Source organism: Sphingomonas sp. GW821-FHT10F11 (assembly GCF_058809095.1).
The window spans coordinates 1-17,386 of the sequence record NZ_JBXASH010000005.1 but is presented as its reverse complement, the minus strand read 5'-3'; the positions used below and the strand labels follow the sequence as shown (position 1 = coordinate 17,386).

Below are 17,386 nucleotides of genomic sequence, written 5' to 3'. Positions count from 1 at the left end.
CTATCTGTCGCCGCTGGCGGGTATGCTCGAACGGCCCGATGTGACCGACATCTATGTCAACCGCCCGGGCGAGGTCTGGGTCGAGACGACCAGCGGCACGATCGAGCGGCACGAGGCGCCGGGGCTCGACGAGGCGACGCTGTCACGGCTCGCGCGCCAGATCGCCGCGCTGTCGCACCAGGGCATCAGCCGCGAGCATCCCTTGCTCTCCGCGACCTTGCCCGACGGCGCGCGCGTGCAGGTGGTCGGGCCACCGGCGACGCGCGGTCCGCTTGCGCTTGCGATCCGCAAGCATGTCTCGCCCGATCTCGCACTCAGTGATTATGTCGCGAGTGGCGCCTTTGCCGAAACGCGGCACGGCGAGGAAGATACCACGGACATCGACCGTGCGCTGGCGATGATGCTCGATGCCGGCGACATCGCCGGCATGCTCGCCAGGGCGGTGAAGGCGCGCAAGAACATCCTGGTTTCGGGCGGCACCTCGACCGGCAAGACCACTTTCCTCAACGCGCTGATCCGCGAGATTCCGGCGGACGAGCGGCTGATCCTGATCGAGGACACGCCCGAGCTTCATCTGCGTCACGACAATGCCGTCGGCCTGCTCGCGGCGCGCAGCGCGCTGGGCGAGGCGCGGGTGAGTGCCGACGACCTGCTGGGCGCCTCGCTGCGCATGCGGCCCGACCGGATCATCCTGGGTGAGCTGCGCGGCGAGGAGGCCTATGCGTTCCTGCGCGCGGTCAACACCGGCCATCCGGGTTCGATGACCACGGTGCATGCCGACAGCGCCGAACGTGCGGTCGAACAGATCGCGTTGCTGGTGCTGCAGACCGGCACTCGGCTCAACCGCGACGATGTGCTCCATTATGTCCGCAGCACGGTCGATGTGTTCGTCCAGCTTGCCCGGGCGGGCGGGCGGCGGCATGTGGCCGAGGTGGTGCTCCGCCAGCGGGGGCAATGATCCTCGCTGCCCGTTCCGTTCATGTTGTGGTCGGGTATCGCCGGTCTATAAGGCAAGCATGACCCGTTTGACCCCGCTGCGTTTTCGCGCCCTCCCGATCGCGCTTGCCCTTGTTGCGGGGGCCATCTGTTTGCCGATGGCATCCTTCGCGCAATCCGCACCGGCGCCCGCCGCGGTGCCTGTACCGACGCCGCAGCCCGCGCCTTCCTCGACCGCCGATACAATTCGCCTGACCGACGAGCAGCGGGACGCAATACTGAACAACAATACCGTCGAAAGCGCCGCCGCCGCGCGCGGTGAACTGACGGATTCCGGGATCACCAAGCCGGGTATCCATGGCGAGATCGGCGTCATGATCGGATCGCAGGGTGCGCGCGGCGTCTATGGCACCGCGGATATTCCCCTTGGCGAAAATGCAGGGGCCACCGTGTCGTTCGAAAGCAGCAGCTTCGGACATCGGCGCTAGTATCCAGCCCGGCGATAGCTGCTGGCTGTACATTCCAGGCCATGTGAAATCCTACTGGAGCGCAGGCTCGCTTGCCCACGAGCGGCGAAAAAATAGTGGCGATTCACGCCCTGTTCCGGGCCAGTATCAGGGCGGAACAGGGCGAAAATTTTTTCTTGCCCTGTTATTTCCAACTTTGTTGGAGATATTGTCTATATCTCTCAATATGTTGTGCAGTGTTTGCCCTGTTCCTGAATAACAGGGCGAAATTCGCACGGAACAGGGCAGGCGCGCGCCGTTAACAGGGCGGGTTCGGATCGTAACAGGGACGGACAAGCTCGACGCTTTGGCCGTCATGGGAAAGAGCGTGCACGCTTTCGCGACTCGTGCGACCGGCATAATGCGGGCATTCCGATCGTGGTTGAATCGATCGACCCGCCGTCAGGGCGAGCTCATCGTTCAGGAGGTCAGTCCGGGGATCGGGCAACCGAGCCAGGTCCACCAGGCGGCGGCGGCACCAAGCGCCGCGCCGACGACGGCACGCCCGGCCGACGCGAAGACGGGCGGGTTGGCGGACTGGGGCATGGTCTTCGAGCCGGTGACCATCGGCTGGACCAGATTGTCGCGCTTGACCACCAGATAGAAAACGATCGCCGCGAGATGCAGCGCGACGACGCCGAGCAGGATGTTGAAGATCAGGCCATGGAGGTACCGCGCTCCATCGGCGATCTCGTAGGAGACGAGGTGCGAGAGCGGGCCGGATTCGAGCCCGTCGACATCCTGGGCGAACAGGCCGATCGCCACCTGGGCGATCATCAGGCCGAGCAGGCCGATCACGCTCCAGCCGCCGAGCGGGTTGTGTCCGACCACTTGCTCTTCCGACGGGGAGAAGAGCGATTTGATATAAAAAGCGACGGCGCGGGGCCCTTTGACGAATGACCGGAACCGCGCGGTTGAGCTGCCGGCCAGCCCCCAATAGAGCCGGAACACGAGCAGCCCGAGCGTGACATGGCCGAGCAGCCGGTGCGTCGGCATCTCGCCATATTTCCACGTCCACCACAAGGCGGGGAGCAGTAGCGCGAAGCTCCAATGAGTCAGCCGGACCGGCCAGTCCCATAGCCTTACGCGCTGGATATCCTCGACGGCCGCTTCCTCAACCGTCGGCTTTCCCGTCATTTCTTGACCCGGAACTTGTCATGGCAGCCCTTGCAGGCAGGGCCGATATCGGCGGCGGCCGACTTGATCAACGCGAGATCGCCGCCGACCGCGGCGGCATTCAAGGCCTGGGTGGCGGTGACCAGGCGTGCCGCCGCCTTGTCGAAATCGGCCTTTTGCTGCCAGATCTCGGCCTTGGCCTCGGTATCGGCGCCTGTCTCCGGGCCGGAGCCCTGCGGGAACCAGGTAGGAATGCCCGGCACCAGTTCGGCCAGGGCCTTGGCATTGCCCTGGATCGCGGCGACGGATGGCGCGTCCTTCTTGAGCTCTTCCCCGATCGCCTTGTTCGCCTTGCTGATGCGCTTGAAGCTGGCCTGGCGCGCATTCACCGCCGCGTTCTGCGGCGCCGTGTTGCAGGCACATAGCGCACCGCAAAGCGCGACGGCCAGCACGCGGGCGGAAAGCTTGGTCTGGAATGTCACGGGCGGCCTCCGAAGGGCTGAACAGGAAGCAGGACGATAGCCCCGGCCCAGGCGTTGCGCCGCCAAGATCGAAGGCAGGGGCGATAAAATCCGCGATTGGCCCGCCGGCAGGCGGCTCCGCTAGCCGGCCTTTTTCAGGATCGGCAAGATCGCGGTGTCCGTCATATGCCGGCGCAGCAAATCGATGAAATCGAGGTGCAACTGGGTCGGCAGCCAGTTGGGCCGCATCGTGACCCCGATCGCGGGGGCGGGATCGATCGGCCCGAACGGCACCGGCGCGAGCGTGTCGTTCTCGTGCATCAGCTCATAGGAGGTCATCAGCGTGAGGCGATCGCTTCGCGCCAGCAGGTGCCGGATGACCGGCAATGCGCAGGTCGCGATCGAGGCCTTGGGGCCGCGGCCGCCCGCGAACAGCCGCTCGAAGCAGGCACGGCGGCTCGCGCCCGTCGTCCCGACGACCCAGTCATATTTGAGCAGGTCATCGATGGTCACCTTGCCCTGGCGCAGGATCGGATGCCCGCGGCGCGCGACGACGGTGTAGGGGGTCTTGGCCAGCGCTTCGTTGCGGAGATCGTCGGCGCTCGCCTCCTGGAGCAGCCCGATCACGAAATCGACATCGCCCGCGCGCAGGCTGGTGAGCATTTCCGACGCGCTTTCGTTGACGATCTTCACATCGGCGCTGGGATGGCCCGTCACGAAGGCATCGAGCACCGAGGCGAGCAGCACGCTGCCCCCGAACGGCATCGCGCCGATCGCGATCTGTGTGTTGAAGCTGCCGCGCGCGGCCTCGATCTCCTTGATGCCCCATTCGATCTCTTGCGTGGCGAGCTTGATCTTGCGGCCGAACTCGATCCCGGCGGGGGTGACCATCACGCCCGCCGCGGTGCGATAATAAAGCGACTTGCGCAGATTGCCCTCAAGGTCGCGCGCCGCGCGTTGCAGCGAGGCCTGGGACAGGCCGAGCGATTGCGCGGCCTGGGCAAAGGATCCGCTCTCGACGATCGCGATCAGGCTGCGGACCTGCGATTTGGAAATGCGTTTGGAAATGGTCGGGGCGGCTGAGGGGCCTCCGGGCACACCGAGGTCGATCAGTGCCTGTTCGATCTGAGTGAAGAGGCGCGCCGTGCGGCGATGGAAGATCAGCCCCAGCTCGTTCAGATAGCTGCCGCTCGCCCGGCGATCGAGCAGGCTCGCGCCGATCTGTTGCTCGAGCTTTGCCAGCGCCTGGGTGACGGCCGGTTGCGACAGATTGCACTCCTCCGACGCTCTCCTGACGCTCTTCAGGCGACCTACGCTTTCGAAGAGCTTGAGCTGTCGAAAGCTGATCGAAGCGGCACGGCTTTCCGGATCCTGGTTCATCATTTTTGTTCCTCTTCTGAGAGAGGCAATAGCAGAAAATTATCATTATCGGAATTGACTTTTTGAAGGGCCTGTATCGCATTGCCAATCACCATCGCGCTGCGCCTGGTTGAATGTGTTGCGTGCATCATGGCCTCAGCCCCTCTGCGGGAGGATATTCATCTAATACACTCAAATATCAAATAAATATATGAAACATTGGAACGATAGGGAGCCGAGGCAGAGCAGAAATCCGAGGTGGTGAGGTACCGTTTGCAGGGCGACATGCCGCATCGCGACGCTCGATAAATCAGCCCGTCGATAGACGATTCAATATCCCTCATATCGCCAAATCAATGGATAGGTTTAACGGAAAACTTATGACGCGATGCGGCAAAGTTATCGGCACCTCATGCGCGGCCGTTGCGCCTTCGGCATCGGCCCATGACGATCGCCTGGCGGGGCGCGATAGGAAATGAGTCGCACACGCCAACATTTGCTGCGCGCTTGTTGACGGTTGCCGGTCGGCGGACGCTTGTGGGGGCGACGGATGCAGGGGAAAACCGCGCTCATCGCGATTCTCCTGATCCACGATCTTTCGCGCAGGAGAGCGACATTGGCCGGTAAAGTACATCTCAAGATCGCGGTGGCGGAGCATCCGCATACCTCGGCGATCCGCGACGGATCGATCCCGATCGAGGGCGTCGAGGCGGAGATCGTCACCGTCCAGCCGCAGATCGGCGCATTCCGGCGGATGGTCCGCGACGTCGAGTTCGACGTCTGCGAACTGGCGCCGACGACCTATATCATCGCCCGCGCCTATGGCGCGCCTTTCGTCGCGCTGCCGATCTTCGTCGTACGCCGCTTCCACCATTCGGGGCTGCTCGTCCGCCCCGACGCGGGGATCAGCACGCCCAAGGATCTGGAGGGCAAGAAGGTCGGTGTGCGCGCCTATTCGGTGACCACCGGCGTTTGGACGCGCCAGGTGCTGATGGACGAATATGATCTCGACAGCTCGAAGGTGACCTGGGTGGTGGACGACGAGGAGCATGTCACGCAGCTCAAGCTGCCGTCGAACGTGATCCACGCGCCCGCGGGACGGTCCCTGGCCGAGATGATGGCCGATGGCGAGCTTGCTGCAGGTTTCGACGGCGCCGCGGGCGTCGGTCGTTCCGGCTCTCCCACGGGTGGGTGGAAGACGGTCGAGGCCGACTATCCCGATCTCTTTCCCAACGCGGCCGAAATCGAGGCCGATTATTTCGCGCGGACCGGCGTCTACCCGATGCACGGCACGATCGTGGTGAAGGATTCGGTGCTGGCCGAGCATCCCTGGGTCGCCAGGTCGCTCTACGACGCCTTTGCGCGCGCCAAGGACGAATGGCTGGCGCGGCTCGATGCCGGCGAAGCCACCACCGCGACGGACAAGAAATACCTCAAGCTGCGCGAGATCGTCGGGCACGATCCCTTGCCCTATGGCATCGAGGCCAATCGCAAGACGATCGAAGCGCTGGAGAATACCGCGTTCGAGCAGGGGCTGACGCCGCGGCGCATGTCGATGGACGAATTGTTCGTTGACCCCGAGAAGCTGTAGGCGGCGCGGCGCCGCGACCGCCAAACTCTTATACGCCGGGCGCCACTATCAATGCCCGGATCCCGCCCGGGGGTCATAGACCTGCCGGTCATGATATGGGGGTGTCCGTACGCGTACGGCAGACCCTGAGGATCGACGGAGACGACATGATCATCGATTGCCACGGGCATTTCACCACCGTGCCCAAGTCCTTTCGCGACTGGCGGGCAAAGCAGGTCGAGGCCGCCAACGACCCGGCCAATGCGCCCAGCCTGGCCGAGGCGCGGATCAGCGACGACGATATCCGTGAGGGCATCGAGAACGGGCAATTGAAGCTGCAGCGCGAACGTGGGAGCGACATCACCCTGTTCTCGCCGATCGCTGGCCTGATGAGCCATCATCTCGGCAATGAACGCACCAGCCTGGAATGGGCCGAGGTGTCGAACGACAATGTCCACCGCGTGGTCACGCTCTATCCGGACAATTTCGTCCCCGTCTGCCAGCTTCCGCAGTCGCCCGGCGCGCCGCCCGCGAACTCGATTCCCGAGCTGCGCCGCTGCGTCGAGCAACTCGGTTTCGTCGGCTGCAATCTCAACCCGGACCCGACCGGCGGCTACTGGACCGGCAAGCCGCTGACCGATCGCGAATGGTATCCGCTCTACGAGGCGCTGGTCGATCTCGACGTGCCGGCGATGATCCACGTCGCGGCGTCGTGCAACCCGAACTTCCACGGCACCGGCGCGCATTACATCAATGCCGACACGACCGCCTTCATGCAGATTCTCCAGTCGAACCTGTTCAAGGACTTCCCGACGCTGCGCCTCGTCATTCCGCATGGCGGCGGCGCGGTGCCCTATCACTGGGGGCGGTATCGCGGCATGTCGCTCGAGATCGCCGAACGGCCGCTCGAGGAGCTGCTCAACAACATCTTCTTCGACACCTGCGTCTATCACCATCCGGGGGTCGAGCTGCTGACCAAGGTCGTGCCGACCAGCAACGTGCTGTTCGGATCGGAGATGATCGGCGCGGTGCGGGGCAGGGACCCGAACACCAACGACTATTTCGACGATACCAGGAAATATGTCGATGCGTGCGCCGCCCTGTCGGACGACGATCGCTACAAGATCTATGAGGGCAATGCCCGTCGCGTCTATCCGCGGCTCGATGCGCTGCTCAAGCAGCGCGGCAAATAGGCCACCCGCTTCGGGCGCGCGGCGCGCCTCGAAAGTGATGGCTCGCAGCAGAACTTCGATTGTTCCGGCGCGCCGATTTCGGTGAAGCCAAGGGGCGTGACCAACAGCGAACCCGTGCGTTCGCGAAGACCCGGATAGGAGCAGGCTTTGTCGTCCTCGTTCATCGACATTCATCCGCATATCATCTCCGATGACGAAGAGCGCTATCCACCGGCGCCGTTGTTCGGGAAGCGGTCGGACTGGTCGAAGGAGCGCCCGACCACGGTCGAAACGCTGATCGCGGCGATGGACGAAGCGGGGGTCGCCAAGGCCGCCGTGGTCCATTCCTCGACCACCTATGGTTTCGATAACAGCTATGTCGTCGAATCCTGCGCGCGTTTCCCGGACCGGCTCATCGCGGTCGGGTCGGTCGACATCCTCCAGCCCGACGCGGTCGCGGTGATCCGCGACTGGGTGGGCCGCGGGCTTGCGGGCCTGCGCCTGTTCACCGGCGGCAGCACCAAGGATTTCGACCCGAGCGAACTCGACGATGTGCGCGCCTTTCCCGCCTGGGAGCTGTGCGGCGAATTGGGGCTGACGATGTGTATCCAGACCGGCCCGATCGGCCTGCCTCAGGTGGTCGCGCTCGCCAGGCGCTTCCCCGGCGTGCCGATTATCCTCGATCATCTCGGCCGGCCCGACGTGACCGACGGCCCGCCTTACGAAAAGGCGCAGAGCCTGTTCGATCTGGCGGCGATCCCGTCGATCTATCTCAAGCTGACGCCGCGGATCATGGGCGATGTCAAAAAGGGCGCGGCCACGCCCGAGACCTTCTTCCCCCGGCTGGTCGAGGCGTTCGGCGCCAGCCGCCTGGCATGGGGTTCCAACTATCCCACCTCGGAAGGGGCGCTTGCGGAAATCCTCGCCACGGCCAAGGATCGGCTGTCGTCGGTTTCGGAAGCCGATCGGGACTGGATCTTCGCCCGAACGGCCCAGGCGCTATATCCGAGCCTGGCCGGCTGACACATGCTTCGCCGGCCTGGGCTCGGACAGAGCGCGGGCTGGCCGACAGAACAGGAACGACGGATGGCGCGAGACCTCGACATCGCCGATGCGCCGCTGGCGGAAGCCGGGCCGGTGCCGCTGACCACGGCGATGCGCTGGGTGGTGCTTTTCCTGCTCGCGACCGGGGTGCTGATCGCGTTCGTCGACCGGACGAGCATTTCCTCGGCGCTGGCGGTCGAATCCTTCGTCCGGCATTTCGGGATGACCAATGTCGACCGCGGCCTGGTCAACTCGGCGTTCTTCTGGTCCTACGGTCTTGTCCAGATTCCGATGGGCTGGGTGGTCGACCGCTACGGTGTGAAGGCGCCGTACACGATCTGCTTCATACTCTGGTGCCTTGCCACGGCCCTTACCGGACTGGTGAACACGATGTTCGCGCTGGTGTTCATGCGCGTGCTCGTCGGCGCGGCCGAGGCGGTGGTGATGCCGGCCAGCTATCGCTGGATCCGCAACAATTTCAAGGAGCGCCAGAACGGCCTGGCCGTCGGCATCTTCGCGATGGGCAACAAGTTCGGCCCGGCACTCGGGGCGCCGATCGCGGCCTGGCTGATCGTCAATTACGACTGGCGGATGATGTTCATCCTCACCGGCGCGGCCGGCCTGGTCTGGCTCGTGCCATGGATGCTCACGGTCAGGAGCGACCTGCCCAAGGGCGCGGCGGCGAAGGCCGAGGTGCGGCGCAAGGCATCCTCCGTGACGTTCGCCAGCATCCTGGCCAGCCCGCTGGTCTGGGGGGCGATGATCGTCAATTTCTGTTACGGCTATTTCACCTTCTACTGCATGACCTGGATGCCGGCCTATCTCGTCGAGCAGCGCGGTCTCTCGCTCAAGCAATCGGGCCTCTACACCTTTTTCAGCTTCGCCGGCATCGCGATCGTCGCGGTAATCGCGGGTTGGGCGGCCGACCGGATCATCGCGCGCGGCGGCGATCCGGTGTTCGTGCGCAAGGCCTTCGTCATCGCCGGCTTTATCGGCGCCTGCACCGTGCTGCTCGGCGCCTATGCGGATTCACTGACCATGGCATTGTTCTGGAACGTGTTCTCGCTGTCGTTCCTTGGCCTGGCGACCGCCAACAACCTCGCGCTCTGCCGCCTGACGTTGATACCGGCGCCCGCCGTCGGGTTGGTGACCGGCGTGCAGCAGGTGGCGACCAGCCTTGCCGGCGGCGTCGCGGCAAGCCTGTCGGGCTGGTTGCTGCATGTGAGCGGCAGCTATGACCTGCCGATGCTGGTGATCTTCGTGTTCCTGATCATCGGTGCGCTGGCGACCTGGATATTGCTGCGGCCGAAATGGGCGCCGAAGGTCTCGGAGCCGGGCGCGGCCTGAGGCCTGGAAGGAGCCGGTTGCAATCGCTTCCGGCCCAGATTGGATTGGTTGGCGACGCGGCGCGATCCTAGAGAAGGACGAAATTCGGCGCAGGCCGAGCGTGCCAAGAGGAAAGAAGACATGGCCCAGATCGTATTCGGCATGGCGATCCCGCACAGCGGGATGCTCGGCCAGAAGCCGGAGGACTGGCTCACCAATGGCGAGCGCGATCGGAACAACCCGGCGCTGTGGTATCGCAACAGGACCTGGACCTATCCCGAACTCGAGGCCGAGCGCGGGGGCGAGGGTTTCGACCGGTTCCTGACCCTGGAGGAGCGCTCGACCCGGTCGGCGCGGTGTTTCGCGGCGATCGACACGATGCGCGAGGCCTATGAGGCGGCCAATGTCGATGTCGCGATCATCCTCGGCAAGGATCAGAAGGAGATCTTCATCGATCATATGCCGTCGCTGGCGATCTACACCGGCGAGGAGATTTATAACGGCCCGCCGGGGCGCTCGGTCTATGCTCCGGACCATGCGGTCACGCACAAGGCCTATCCGGCACTCGCGATCCATCTGATCAAATCTCTCGAGGCGGACGGTTTCGATCTGACCGATCTGTTCAAATGGCCCGACAATGCCTGGCTCAAGGCGGGGCCGATCGTCCCGCATGCCTATGGCTATGTCTATCATCAGGTGATGAGCGACGATCCGCCGCCCAATGTGCCGATCATCATCAACTGCTTCTATCCGCCGACCCAGCCGTCGATGCCGCGCTGCATCGATCTCGGCATGGCGCTCTGCCGCGCGATCCAGGCGTGGCCGGGCAAGGAGCGCGTCGCGATCATCGCCTCGGGCGGCCTCTCGCACTTCGTGTGCGACGAGACCTTCGACCGGCGCATCATGGGCTATCTCAAGGAGTATGACTTCGATGCGCTCGCCGCGGTCGACGACCGGTCCTATCAATCGGGGACGTCGGAGATAAAGCTCTATGCGACGACGATGGTCTCGATGAAGGAGATCGGCGCGACGATGACGCTGGTCGACTACATCCCCTGCTATCGCACCGAGGCGGGCACCGGCGAAGGCATGGGCTTCATGTACTGGTCCCCGGAGAACTGAGCTTCCCGGCCCCCGCCTAGACGAATGGAACGAAGGAACCTTGCATGACCTCGACCCGCCTGAACGGCATCATCCGCGCCTGGGAAGCGGGCAAGGTCGCCTATTCCGCCTTCGCCAAGCTCGATCGCCAGAGTGCGATCGATTTCAGCGATTCGCCCTATGACGGCATCGTCTTCGAGATGGAGCACAATCCGTACGACGTCTCGGCGCTGGGCGACGCGCTGCAATATCTGCTCAACCGCAAGCAGATCGCTGAGTCCGGCTCGGTCGCCCCCAAGGTGACGCCGATCGCGCGCATCCCGTCCAACGGAGTGGAGATGAACCAGGCCTTCGCCAAGCAGGTGCTCGATCGCGGCGTCTACGGCGTCGTCTGGCCGCATGTCGCGACGGTGGAGCAGGCTTGTAATGCCGTGTCGTCCTGCCGCTATGCCCGGCCCAAGGATGCGCCGCTGTACGAACCGAAGGGCGTGCGCGGCGACGGCCCGGCCAATGCGGCGCGCTATTGGGGGCTCACCCAGCCGGAATATTATGCGGCGGCCGATGTCTGGCCGCTGGCGCCGCAGGGCGAGATCCTGGTCGGGCTGATGTGCGAGAGCACCCAGGCGATCGAGAATCTCGACGAAATCCTGACGAATGTACCGGGCATCGGCCTGATCCTGATCGGCGAAGGCGACCTGAGCCAGGAGCTCGGTTTTGCGCGCCAGTACGAGCATCCGGTCGTGATTGATGCGATGCGCAAGATCGTCGAGATCTGCCACAAGCACGACGTTGCGGTCGGCAACCCGCACACGACCGCCAAGAACCATCAGCGGTTGCTCGACGAGGGGTATCGTTTCCTGATGTCGGCGCCGTCGCGCAGCTATGGCGTGGTCGGCGCGGCGAAGGAGATGGCGGGGTATTGATTCCCCGCCGAGCGAGGGGCCGCAAATCTATCGCCCTCCGGCTTTTTCCGATTGGAAGCGCGCCCGCTGAAATGGTCCCTGCGACCAGATGCCGTGCGCGGGAAGACGGCTTGCCGGTCGAGGCCAGCCAATGAGGAACGGAAATGAACGGAGCTGAAAGCCTGGTTACCACGCTGGTCGACCAGGGCGTCGATATCTGCTTCGCCAATCCCGGTACCTCGGAGATGCATTTCCTGCAGGCGCTCGAGAATCCGCGGATGCGCAGCGTCCTGTGCCTGTTCGAAGGTGTCGCGACCGGTGCCGCCGATGGCTGGTACCGGATGAAGGACCAGCCGGCCTCGACCCTGCTTCATCTCGGCCCCGGCCTCGCCAACGGCCTGGCCAACATCCACAATGCGAAGCGCGCAAGCTCGGGCATCGTCAACATCGTCGGCGAGCATGCCGATGCGCATCTCAAATATGATGCGCCGCTGACCTCCGACATCGAAGGGCTGGCGCGCCCGCTGAGCAACTGGGTGCGCCGTACCGATTCCTCGCGCTCGATCGCGGCCGACGCGGCCGCGGCGGTCGCCAGGGCACGTGAGCATCCCGGGCAGATCGCCACGCTGATCCTGCCGGGCAATACGAGTTGGGGCGAGGCCGGGGAACCGCCGCGGTTGCCACGGATCGGTACCGAGAAGCGTACCCCCGGCGCGACCCGGATCGACCATGTCGCCAAGGTGCTGCGCTCGGGCGAGCCGACCCTGATCATATTCGGCGGCAAGTCGATGCGCGGCAGGGCGCTCGAACTTGCGGGCAAGCTGGCCGCCGCGACCGGATGCCGGATCGCGACCCAGTTCTTCAGCGCGCGGATCGAGCGCGGTGCCGGCCGCGTGTCGTTGGAGCGAATTCCCTATGCGGTGCCGCAGGCGCTGAAGTTCCTCAGCGCCTTCAAGCATATCGTGACGGTCGAGACCGGCGAGCCGATCGCCTTTTTCAGCTATCCCGATTCGCCGAGCCTGTTGAAGCCCGAGGATTGCCAGGTCCATGGCCTCGTCGAGAAGGACGAGGACAGCGTCGCCGGCCTGGAGATGCTAGTCGAGGCGCTCGGCGCGGGCGGTATCGCACCCGTGCTGCAGCCGCGTTCCGAACAGGGCGTGCCGACCGGGGCGCTCAATCCCGTCAGCATTGCGCACGCACTGTCGGCGGCGATGCCGGAGCATTGCATCCTGGTCGACGAATCGCTGACCACCGGGCGCGAATCCATGGGGCTGACGGCCGGCGCCCTGCCGCACGACACGATCCAGAATATGGGTGGCTCGATCGGTTACGGCACGCCGGTCGCGACCGGCGCGGCGCTTGCCTGCCCCGATCGCCGGGTGTTCTGCATGGTCGGTGACGGCAGCGCGATGTACACGATCCAGTCGCTATGGACCCAGGCGCGCGAGAGCCTGAACGTCACCACGATCATCTTCGCCAACCACTCCTACCAGATCCTCAAGACCGAGTTTGCGAACATGGGCTTCGGCGCGCCGGGGCCGCAGGCGCTGGCGATGATCGATATCGACAAGCCGCGGATCGACTGGGTCGCGATGGGCACGAGCATGGGCGTGCCCTCGGTTCGGGTCACGACCGCGGAGGATTTCCACAAGACGATGGTCAATTCGGTCCGGGAGCCCGGCCCGATGCTGATCGAGGTCCTGCTCGCATGAGCCGGCAAATTTCTTTCGACGAACATGGGGTAGGGCAATGACGGACAGTGCGACCGCGGTGATGACTCTGCGAACGAACCTCGCCGACTATCCGGTGACGATGGCCATGAAGGATGGCCGCGTGACATCGGACATCGTGACGCTCGATTATTGCGGGCCGGAGGCGGCGCATAACGGCTTCAAGGCGATGATCCGGGAGAATGCGTTCGACGCCGGCGAGCTGGCGATCGTCACCTGCCTTCAGGCCAAGGCCTATGGCAAGCCGTTCGTGCTGCTGCCGATCCCGGTCTCGGGCCGCTTCCAGCATCATTGCGCCGGCTTCAACAGGGAGCTGGGGCATCTCGACCCGAAGGATATCGAGGGCAAGCGAGTCGGCGTGCGCACCTATGCGCAGACCACGGGCCTGTGGATCCGCGGGATCCTGCGGCACGAATATGGCGTCGACCTCGACAAGGTGACCTGGTGCACCCTGGGCGAAGGGCATCTCGCCGAATATAGCGATCCGTCGAACTGCGAGCGCCTGCCCAAGGGATCGTCGATCCCCGACATGATGCTCGACGGGGAACTCGCGGCGGCGCTGCTCGGCGTCGACATGCCCAAGGATCCCCGAGTCCAGCGCCTCGTCCCCAACCCGCACGAGGCGGCCAGGGACTGGTATGCGCGCGAGGGCGTGGTTCCGATCAACCACATGTTCGTGGTGCATGAGGATATCTCGAGGAACCGGCCGGACGTGGTGCGGGAGATCTTCCGCATGCTGGTCGAGAGTCGCGGACTGACCGAGGGCGGCGTGCCCGATCCCTTTCCCCCGATCGGCCTCGAGGCCAATCGCAAGGGACTGCAGTTGGCGATCGACTGGTCGTTCGACCAGAAGATCATTCCGCACAAGATGTCGGTCGACGAACTGTTCGACGAGGCCACGGCGGCGCTGGTCGCCTGATCAGGGTTTCGCGCCGGCCTTGCAGCCGCGCACGATGCGCTCGAAATTGCCATGGGCGATCGCTTCTTCGGTCGAGCGGGGAAGCGCGCCGAACGCCTTGCGCGCGCCGGCGAGCAGCGTGCCGATATATTTCGGGCGTTGGTCGCCGGTGATGTCCATCGCGAACAGGAAGCGATCGGGGAAGCCTTCGATCGCGCGCCGCCATGCCGGCTGGATCGACCCGTCCGGCCGGAGGATCGAGATCACGGAAACGGCCCCGGGCGGCAGGCTTCCGGGCGCGACCAGATCGGGCGGCAGCCCTTCCGCCGGATCGAGCCTGACCGACAGATCGCCATAAACATTGGCATGGGCCGTCATCAGGCGCCCGATCACCTCGGGCGCGGCGCTCCAGCCACTATGGGCGAGGATGATCGTCGCCTGGGGGAAGGCGCGCGCGATGCGATCGATCGAGGCCTCGACCGCGGGGCTCGCGATATCGACATGCATCGAGACGGGCAGGCCGCGCGCGTTCGCCGCGGCATAGATATTCATCCGGTCCGGGTTGAGCAACGACAGGTCGTCGGTCGGTTCGCTGCGCGGCACGATCCGAGTCGGGATTTCCCCGAAGCCGCACACCGCGCCGCCATCCGCCAGCGCCGCCATCGTGTCGGCCGTGCCCGCCGATGGGCGAAGCCCGGGCATTTCCGGGAGCCGCGCCAGGCTGACGAACGGCATGACATAGCCGGGATTGGCCCGGGCCACCGCCTCCAGTGTCGGGATATCGGGGTGCATGATCGCGACCCCGGCAAGGCCCTGTTCGCGGAACAGGGCGATCTCCGCGTCGGGTTTCATGCCGTCGAGCAGATGCGAATGCGCGTCGATATAGCGGACGTTCCTGCCGGGCGCGCTTCCGCCCAGAACGATGGCCAGGGCGATGAGCGGGAGATGCGGGCGCATCAGAAACGGCCGGGTTTCGACAGCCAGCCATCGACGAAGTCGAAGGTGCGCTTCACTGTGTCGCCATATTCCGGGCGGCAGGGGGTGAAGAGGTGGGTGGCGCCCTCTACCGCCGCAAAACTCTTGTCGTGCGAGCCGAAACGATCGAAGATGATCTCGTCGGGCACGATCAGATAATGGCAGCTCATCGACAGCACCAGCGCCGGGACGGTGATCCCTGGGGCATTGCCGGGCGTCGATGTGAAGGCGGATACCCAGTCCACGCCGGTGATGTCGTCGGCGGTGATCGCGAAATCGGATGTGGTGCGGATCGCGGTGGAGGCGAGGAATTTCCGCACCGTGGTCACGCGGCCCATCACCTCGAGCGAGCGGAGCGCGCCGGGTGCCTGCTGGCCGGTCACCGGGCGGACGGAGGGAATGATCGTCTCCGCGTCGGTGCCGTCGGCGCGCAGCAAAAGATGCGGTTTCCGCGTCCGCGCGAGCAGGCTGGTGTCCGGCTGGTAGAGCCGGGCGCCGCTCGACGTCACGCCGATGCCCGGAATGACGAGCGGCTCGTCGTCGGAAAACTGACCCTTGCCCTGCTCGACGGCGTGAAGCCGGTCGAGCGCGGCCGTGACAAGACCGGCGCTTCGGGCGGCCTGTGCCGCGTGGAACCTCTTCTGGAAGGCGATCGAATAATGCGCGCTCTTTGCGACCGGATCATAGCCGTTGGCGGGCGCGAACATGTCGAGCGCCGAGTCTCGACCGGTGGCGGTCACCGCAGGGTCGATCGAGGTCATCTGGTGCGCGGCACCCAGGGTCGGGTCGAGCAATATGATGCCGTCGGCTCGGGCCAGGCCGGTGACCATCGCGCGGCGGCACGGATAGATCTTGTCGGCGCCCAGGCAGGCGTCGGGCCCGCGCTCGGCGATGCTCTGGTAGAAGGCGGCGAGATGCCCGCCGCCGCTGTGCCCGACGATCACGACCCGATCGACGCCTGGCAGGCCGTGCAGATACCGGATCGCCTGGGAGATGCCGGGCGCATAGGCGTCGTCGCTGTCGTCGCCGCTGCCATGGTAATTGACCATCAGCACCCGGTACCCGCGGCTCGACATCTGCTGCCCCAGCGGTTCGGTGAAGCTGTTGCCGTTGGGATGTGAATAGATCAGCGCGATGCGGCTCTTCGGCCCGGGATTGGCGGGTTCGTAGAGCAGCCCCTCGCTGTCGCGGGAGGGAAGGCTGACATAGCGGGTTCGGAAGCCTTCGCTCCGCCCGGCATCCTGCGGCTTGCCGGGCGCGGCCTGGTTCGCCGCCAGCGGTGCCGCGCAGGCGGAGAGCGCCAGCAGAAAAGCTGCAATGCGAAGCTTCATCATCTCGAACCCTTCGTCGGAGAATGCCGGGTTTTGGACCATCGGGCGCCGGGCGGCGCCATAAATTGCAAGGTGCGCCCTATCGGAACTTGCCGCCCCTGGTTTCTCGTTGGGTCATCGGCGGAAGCCGCGATTTCCCACCAGTGAAATTCCGCAAGACCGGACGGGCCGGAATGTGCAACGGTTCCCAATCATGCTCTTGTTCGTTTTATCGAACGGGCTTGCCGGTATCGGGTGGAGGTTCAGGTGTTTGCAATCGTTGTGGCTTTTGCCGGTCTTGCCATGGCGTCCTCGTCACCCCAGGCCGAGGGGCGAGCCAAAACCTGGCGTGACAATCCCGAAAAGGTGGTCTGCCGCAAGTCGATCGAGACCGGCTCCATGCTTAGATATCGCACCCTTTGCAAAACCCAAGCCTCCTGGAGCGGATCGAGCTTCGAGCGGCGCGTCCAGGACGATTATTCGTCCGAGACGGCGCTACAGTTCGACAAGCCGGCTTCCGATCAGGTCATCTCGACAGGCACGGCGAATTGGGAGAAGCTGCCCACCCTCAATCTGCGCGGCCGCCTCCCTTATGTGCAGCTCGTTCTCTCGGTGGAGGAACTGCTGAAGAAAGGCCAATGCAGGCTTGCGGGCCAGACCGACAAGTCGTTCGATATCGAGGTCCGGTTCGCCGTACGGGTGGCCCCGGGCGGGCGCGCCACGCAGGTGGTGGTGTCCGATACCGGATGCGCCGCGCTCGACACGATGGTGGGGCTGACCGTGTTCGCCCGCGCCAAGCGCGGCGATATAGAACCGGAAGCGGCGGGCCCGCGCTGGTTCGGCGGCACGATGAATTTCACCTTGAAATGAGCCAGGGAAATAAGCCGGCCGCGCGTCCCTAGGTGTGGAGCCTCAACAGGTTGTTCTCGGTTAGGCCGAGGCGGCTGATGGGTGTGTGGTGTTTTAGACTGCGATGTGGT

Annotated in this window: 16 protein-coding genes; 11 read left to right on the top strand and 5 right to left on the bottom strand. The window is 64.8% G+C overall.

Going from position 1 to position 17,386, the window contains the following annotated elements:
- Positions 1–22: 22 nt before the first annotated feature.
- Positions 23–958: a P-type DNA transfer ATPase VirB11 gene (gene virB11, locus AC1RT8_RS15455; protein WP_493076826.1), complete on the top strand. Its 936-nt coding sequence runs from the start codon at positions 23–25 to the stop codon at positions 956–958.
- Positions 959–1,016: 58 nt separating this feature from the next.
- A complete protein-coding gene (locus AC1RT8_RS15450) occupies positions 1,017–1,424 on the top strand; it encodes a hypothetical protein (protein ID WP_493076549.1) in 408 nt (135 codons plus the stop codon).
- Between the two features lie 438 nt (positions 1,425–1,862).
- Here AC1RT8_RS15450 and AC1RT8_RS15445 read toward each other — a convergent pair whose 3' ends face one another.
- From AC1RT8_RS15445 to AC1RT8_RS15435, 3 genes are all read right to left on the bottom strand, one after another.
- Positions 1,863–2,579 carry a cytochrome b/b6 domain-containing protein gene (locus tag AC1RT8_RS15445; RefSeq protein WP_493076548.1) on the bottom strand — a complete coding sequence of 239 codons (717 nt, stop codon included), beginning with the start codon at positions 2,577–2,579 and terminating at the stop codon, positions 1,863–1,865.
- The gene (locus AC1RT8_RS15440; protein WP_493076547.1) at positions 2,576–3,040 is read right to left on the bottom strand and encodes a c-type cytochrome; all 465 of its coding nucleotides are present in this window, start codon (positions 3,038–3,040) and stop codon (positions 2,576–2,578) included. The genes AC1RT8_RS15445 and AC1RT8_RS15440 overlap by 4 nt, the downstream gene beginning before the upstream one ends.
- Before the next feature lie 120 nt (positions 3,041–3,160).
- Positions 3,161–4,399 carry a LysR family transcriptional regulator gene (locus AC1RT8_RS15435; RefSeq protein WP_493076546.1) on the bottom strand — a complete coding sequence of 413 codons (1,239 nt, stop codon included), beginning with the start codon at positions 4,397–4,399 and terminating at the stop codon, positions 3,161–3,163.
- Positions 4,400–4,994: 595 nt separating this feature from the next.
- Between AC1RT8_RS15435 and AC1RT8_RS15430 the strand changes: the two genes are divergently transcribed.
- The 8 genes from AC1RT8_RS15430 to AC1RT8_RS15395 all read left to right on the top strand — a co-directional run bounded on the left by AC1RT8_RS15430 (position 4,995) and on the right by AC1RT8_RS15395 (position 14,142).
- A complete protein-coding gene (locus AC1RT8_RS15430) occupies positions 4,995–5,969 on the top strand; it encodes an ABC transporter substrate-binding protein (protein ID WP_493076545.1) in 975 nt (324 codons plus the stop codon).
- A gap of 146 nt (positions 5,970–6,115) precedes the next feature.
- Complete coding sequence (locus tag AC1RT8_RS15425; RefSeq protein ID WP_493076825.1) at positions 6,116–7,141, top strand: amidohydrolase family protein; 1,026 nt, start codon at positions 6,116–6,118, stop codon at positions 7,139–7,141.
- 147 nt (positions 7,142–7,288) lie between these two features.
- Positions 7,289–8,143 (top strand): amidohydrolase family protein, encoded by an 855-nt coding sequence (locus AC1RT8_RS15420; RefSeq protein ID WP_493076544.1) that lies wholly within the window; start codon positions 7,289–7,291, stop codon positions 8,141–8,143.
- Between the two features lie 63 nt (positions 8,144–8,206).
- Positions 8,207–9,511, top strand: a complete 1,305-nt coding sequence (locus AC1RT8_RS15415; RefSeq protein ID WP_493076543.1) for an MFS transporter — start codon at positions 8,207–8,209, stop codon at positions 9,509–9,511.
- 120 nt (positions 9,512–9,631) lie between these two features.
- On the top strand, positions 9,632–10,612 hold the full coding sequence (locus tag AC1RT8_RS15410; RefSeq protein WP_493076542.1) for a DODA-type extradiol aromatic ring-opening family dioxygenase: 981 nt from the start codon (positions 9,632–9,634) through the stop codon (positions 10,610–10,612).
- Between the two features lie 44 nt (positions 10,613–10,656).
- Complete coding sequence (locus tag AC1RT8_RS15405; protein WP_493076541.1) at positions 10,657–11,514, top strand: HpcH/HpaI aldolase family protein; 858 nt, start codon at positions 10,657–10,659, stop codon at positions 11,512–11,514.
- Positions 11,515–11,657: 143 nt separating this feature from the next.
- Positions 11,658–13,205, top strand: coding sequence for an acetolactate synthase large subunit (locus tag AC1RT8_RS15400; protein ID WP_493076540.1), 1,548 nt, complete (start codon positions 11,658–11,660; stop codon positions 13,203–13,205).
- Positions 13,206–13,242: 37 nt separating this feature from the next.
- Positions 13,243–14,142: a substrate-binding domain-containing protein gene (locus AC1RT8_RS15395; RefSeq protein WP_493076539.1), complete on the top strand. Its 900-nt coding sequence runs from the start codon at positions 13,243–13,245 to the stop codon at positions 14,140–14,142.
- On the opposite strand, the gene AC1RT8_RS15390 is transcribed toward AC1RT8_RS15395, so the two are convergent.
- Both AC1RT8_RS15390 and AC1RT8_RS15385 read right to left on the bottom strand, forming a co-directional pair.
- Positions 14,143–15,078 carry an amidohydrolase family protein gene (locus AC1RT8_RS15390; RefSeq protein WP_493076538.1) on the bottom strand — a complete coding sequence of 312 codons (936 nt, stop codon included), beginning with the start codon at positions 15,076–15,078 and terminating at the stop codon, positions 14,143–14,145.
- Entirely contained in the window at positions 15,078–16,427 is a 1,350-nt protein-coding gene (locus tag AC1RT8_RS15385) for an alpha/beta hydrolase (RefSeq protein WP_493076537.1), read from the bottom strand. Before AC1RT8_RS15385 ends, AC1RT8_RS15390 begins: the two co-directional genes overlap by 1 nt.
- A 234-nt stretch (positions 16,428–16,661) precedes the next feature.
- Between AC1RT8_RS15385 and AC1RT8_RS15380 the strand changes: the two genes are divergently transcribed.
- A complete protein-coding gene (locus tag AC1RT8_RS15380; RefSeq protein WP_493076536.1) occupies positions 16,662–17,276 on the top strand; it encodes a hypothetical protein in 615 nt (204 codons plus the stop codon).
- Positions 17,277–17,386 lie beyond the last annotated feature (110 nt).

Excerpts from the sequence above, each read along its gene's own strand:
- AC1RT8_RS15405 (WP_493076541.1), top strand. The coding sequence starts at position 10,657 with ATGACCTCGACCCGCCTGAACGGCATCATCCGCGCCTGGGAAGCGGGC.
- AC1RT8_RS15435 (WP_493076546.1), bottom strand. The coding sequence starts at position 4,399 with ATGAACCAGGATCCGGAAAGCCGTGCCGCTTCGATCAGCTTTCGACAG.
- AC1RT8_RS15395 (WP_493076539.1), top strand. The coding sequence starts at position 13,243 with ATGACGGACAGTGCGACCGCGGTGATGACTCTGCGAACGAACCTCGCC.
- AC1RT8_RS15425 (WP_493076825.1), top strand. The coding sequence starts at position 6,116 with ATGATCATCGATTGCCACGGGCATTTCACCACCGTGCCCAAGTCCTTT.
- AC1RT8_RS15400 (WP_493076540.1), top strand. The coding sequence starts at position 11,658 with ATGAACGGAGCTGAAAGCCTGGTTACCACGCTGGTCGACCAGGGCGTC.
- AC1RT8_RS15385 (WP_493076537.1), bottom strand. The coding sequence starts at position 16,427 with ATGAAGCTTCGCATTGCAGCTTTTCTGCTGGCGCTCTCCGCCTGCGCG.
- virB11 (WP_493076826.1), top strand. The coding sequence starts at position 23 with ATGCTCGAACGGCCCGATGTGACCGACATCTATGTCAACCGCCCGGGC.
- AC1RT8_RS15410 (WP_493076542.1), top strand. The coding sequence starts at position 9,632 with ATGGCCCAGATCGTATTCGGCATGGCGATCCCGCACAGCGGGATGCTC.
- AC1RT8_RS15445 (WP_493076548.1), bottom strand. The coding sequence starts at position 2,579 with ATGACGGGAAAGCCGACGGTTGAGGAAGCGGCCGTCGAGGATATCCAG.
- AC1RT8_RS15390 (WP_493076538.1), bottom strand. The coding sequence starts at position 15,078 with ATGCGCCCGCATCTCCCGCTCATCGCCCTGGCCATCGTTCTGGGCGGA.
- AC1RT8_RS15450 (WP_493076549.1), top strand. The coding sequence starts at position 1,017 with ATGACCCGTTTGACCCCGCTGCGTTTTCGCGCCCTCCCGATCGCGCTT.
- AC1RT8_RS15415 (WP_493076543.1), top strand. The coding sequence starts at position 8,207 with ATGGCGCGAGACCTCGACATCGCCGATGCGCCGCTGGCGGAAGCCGGG.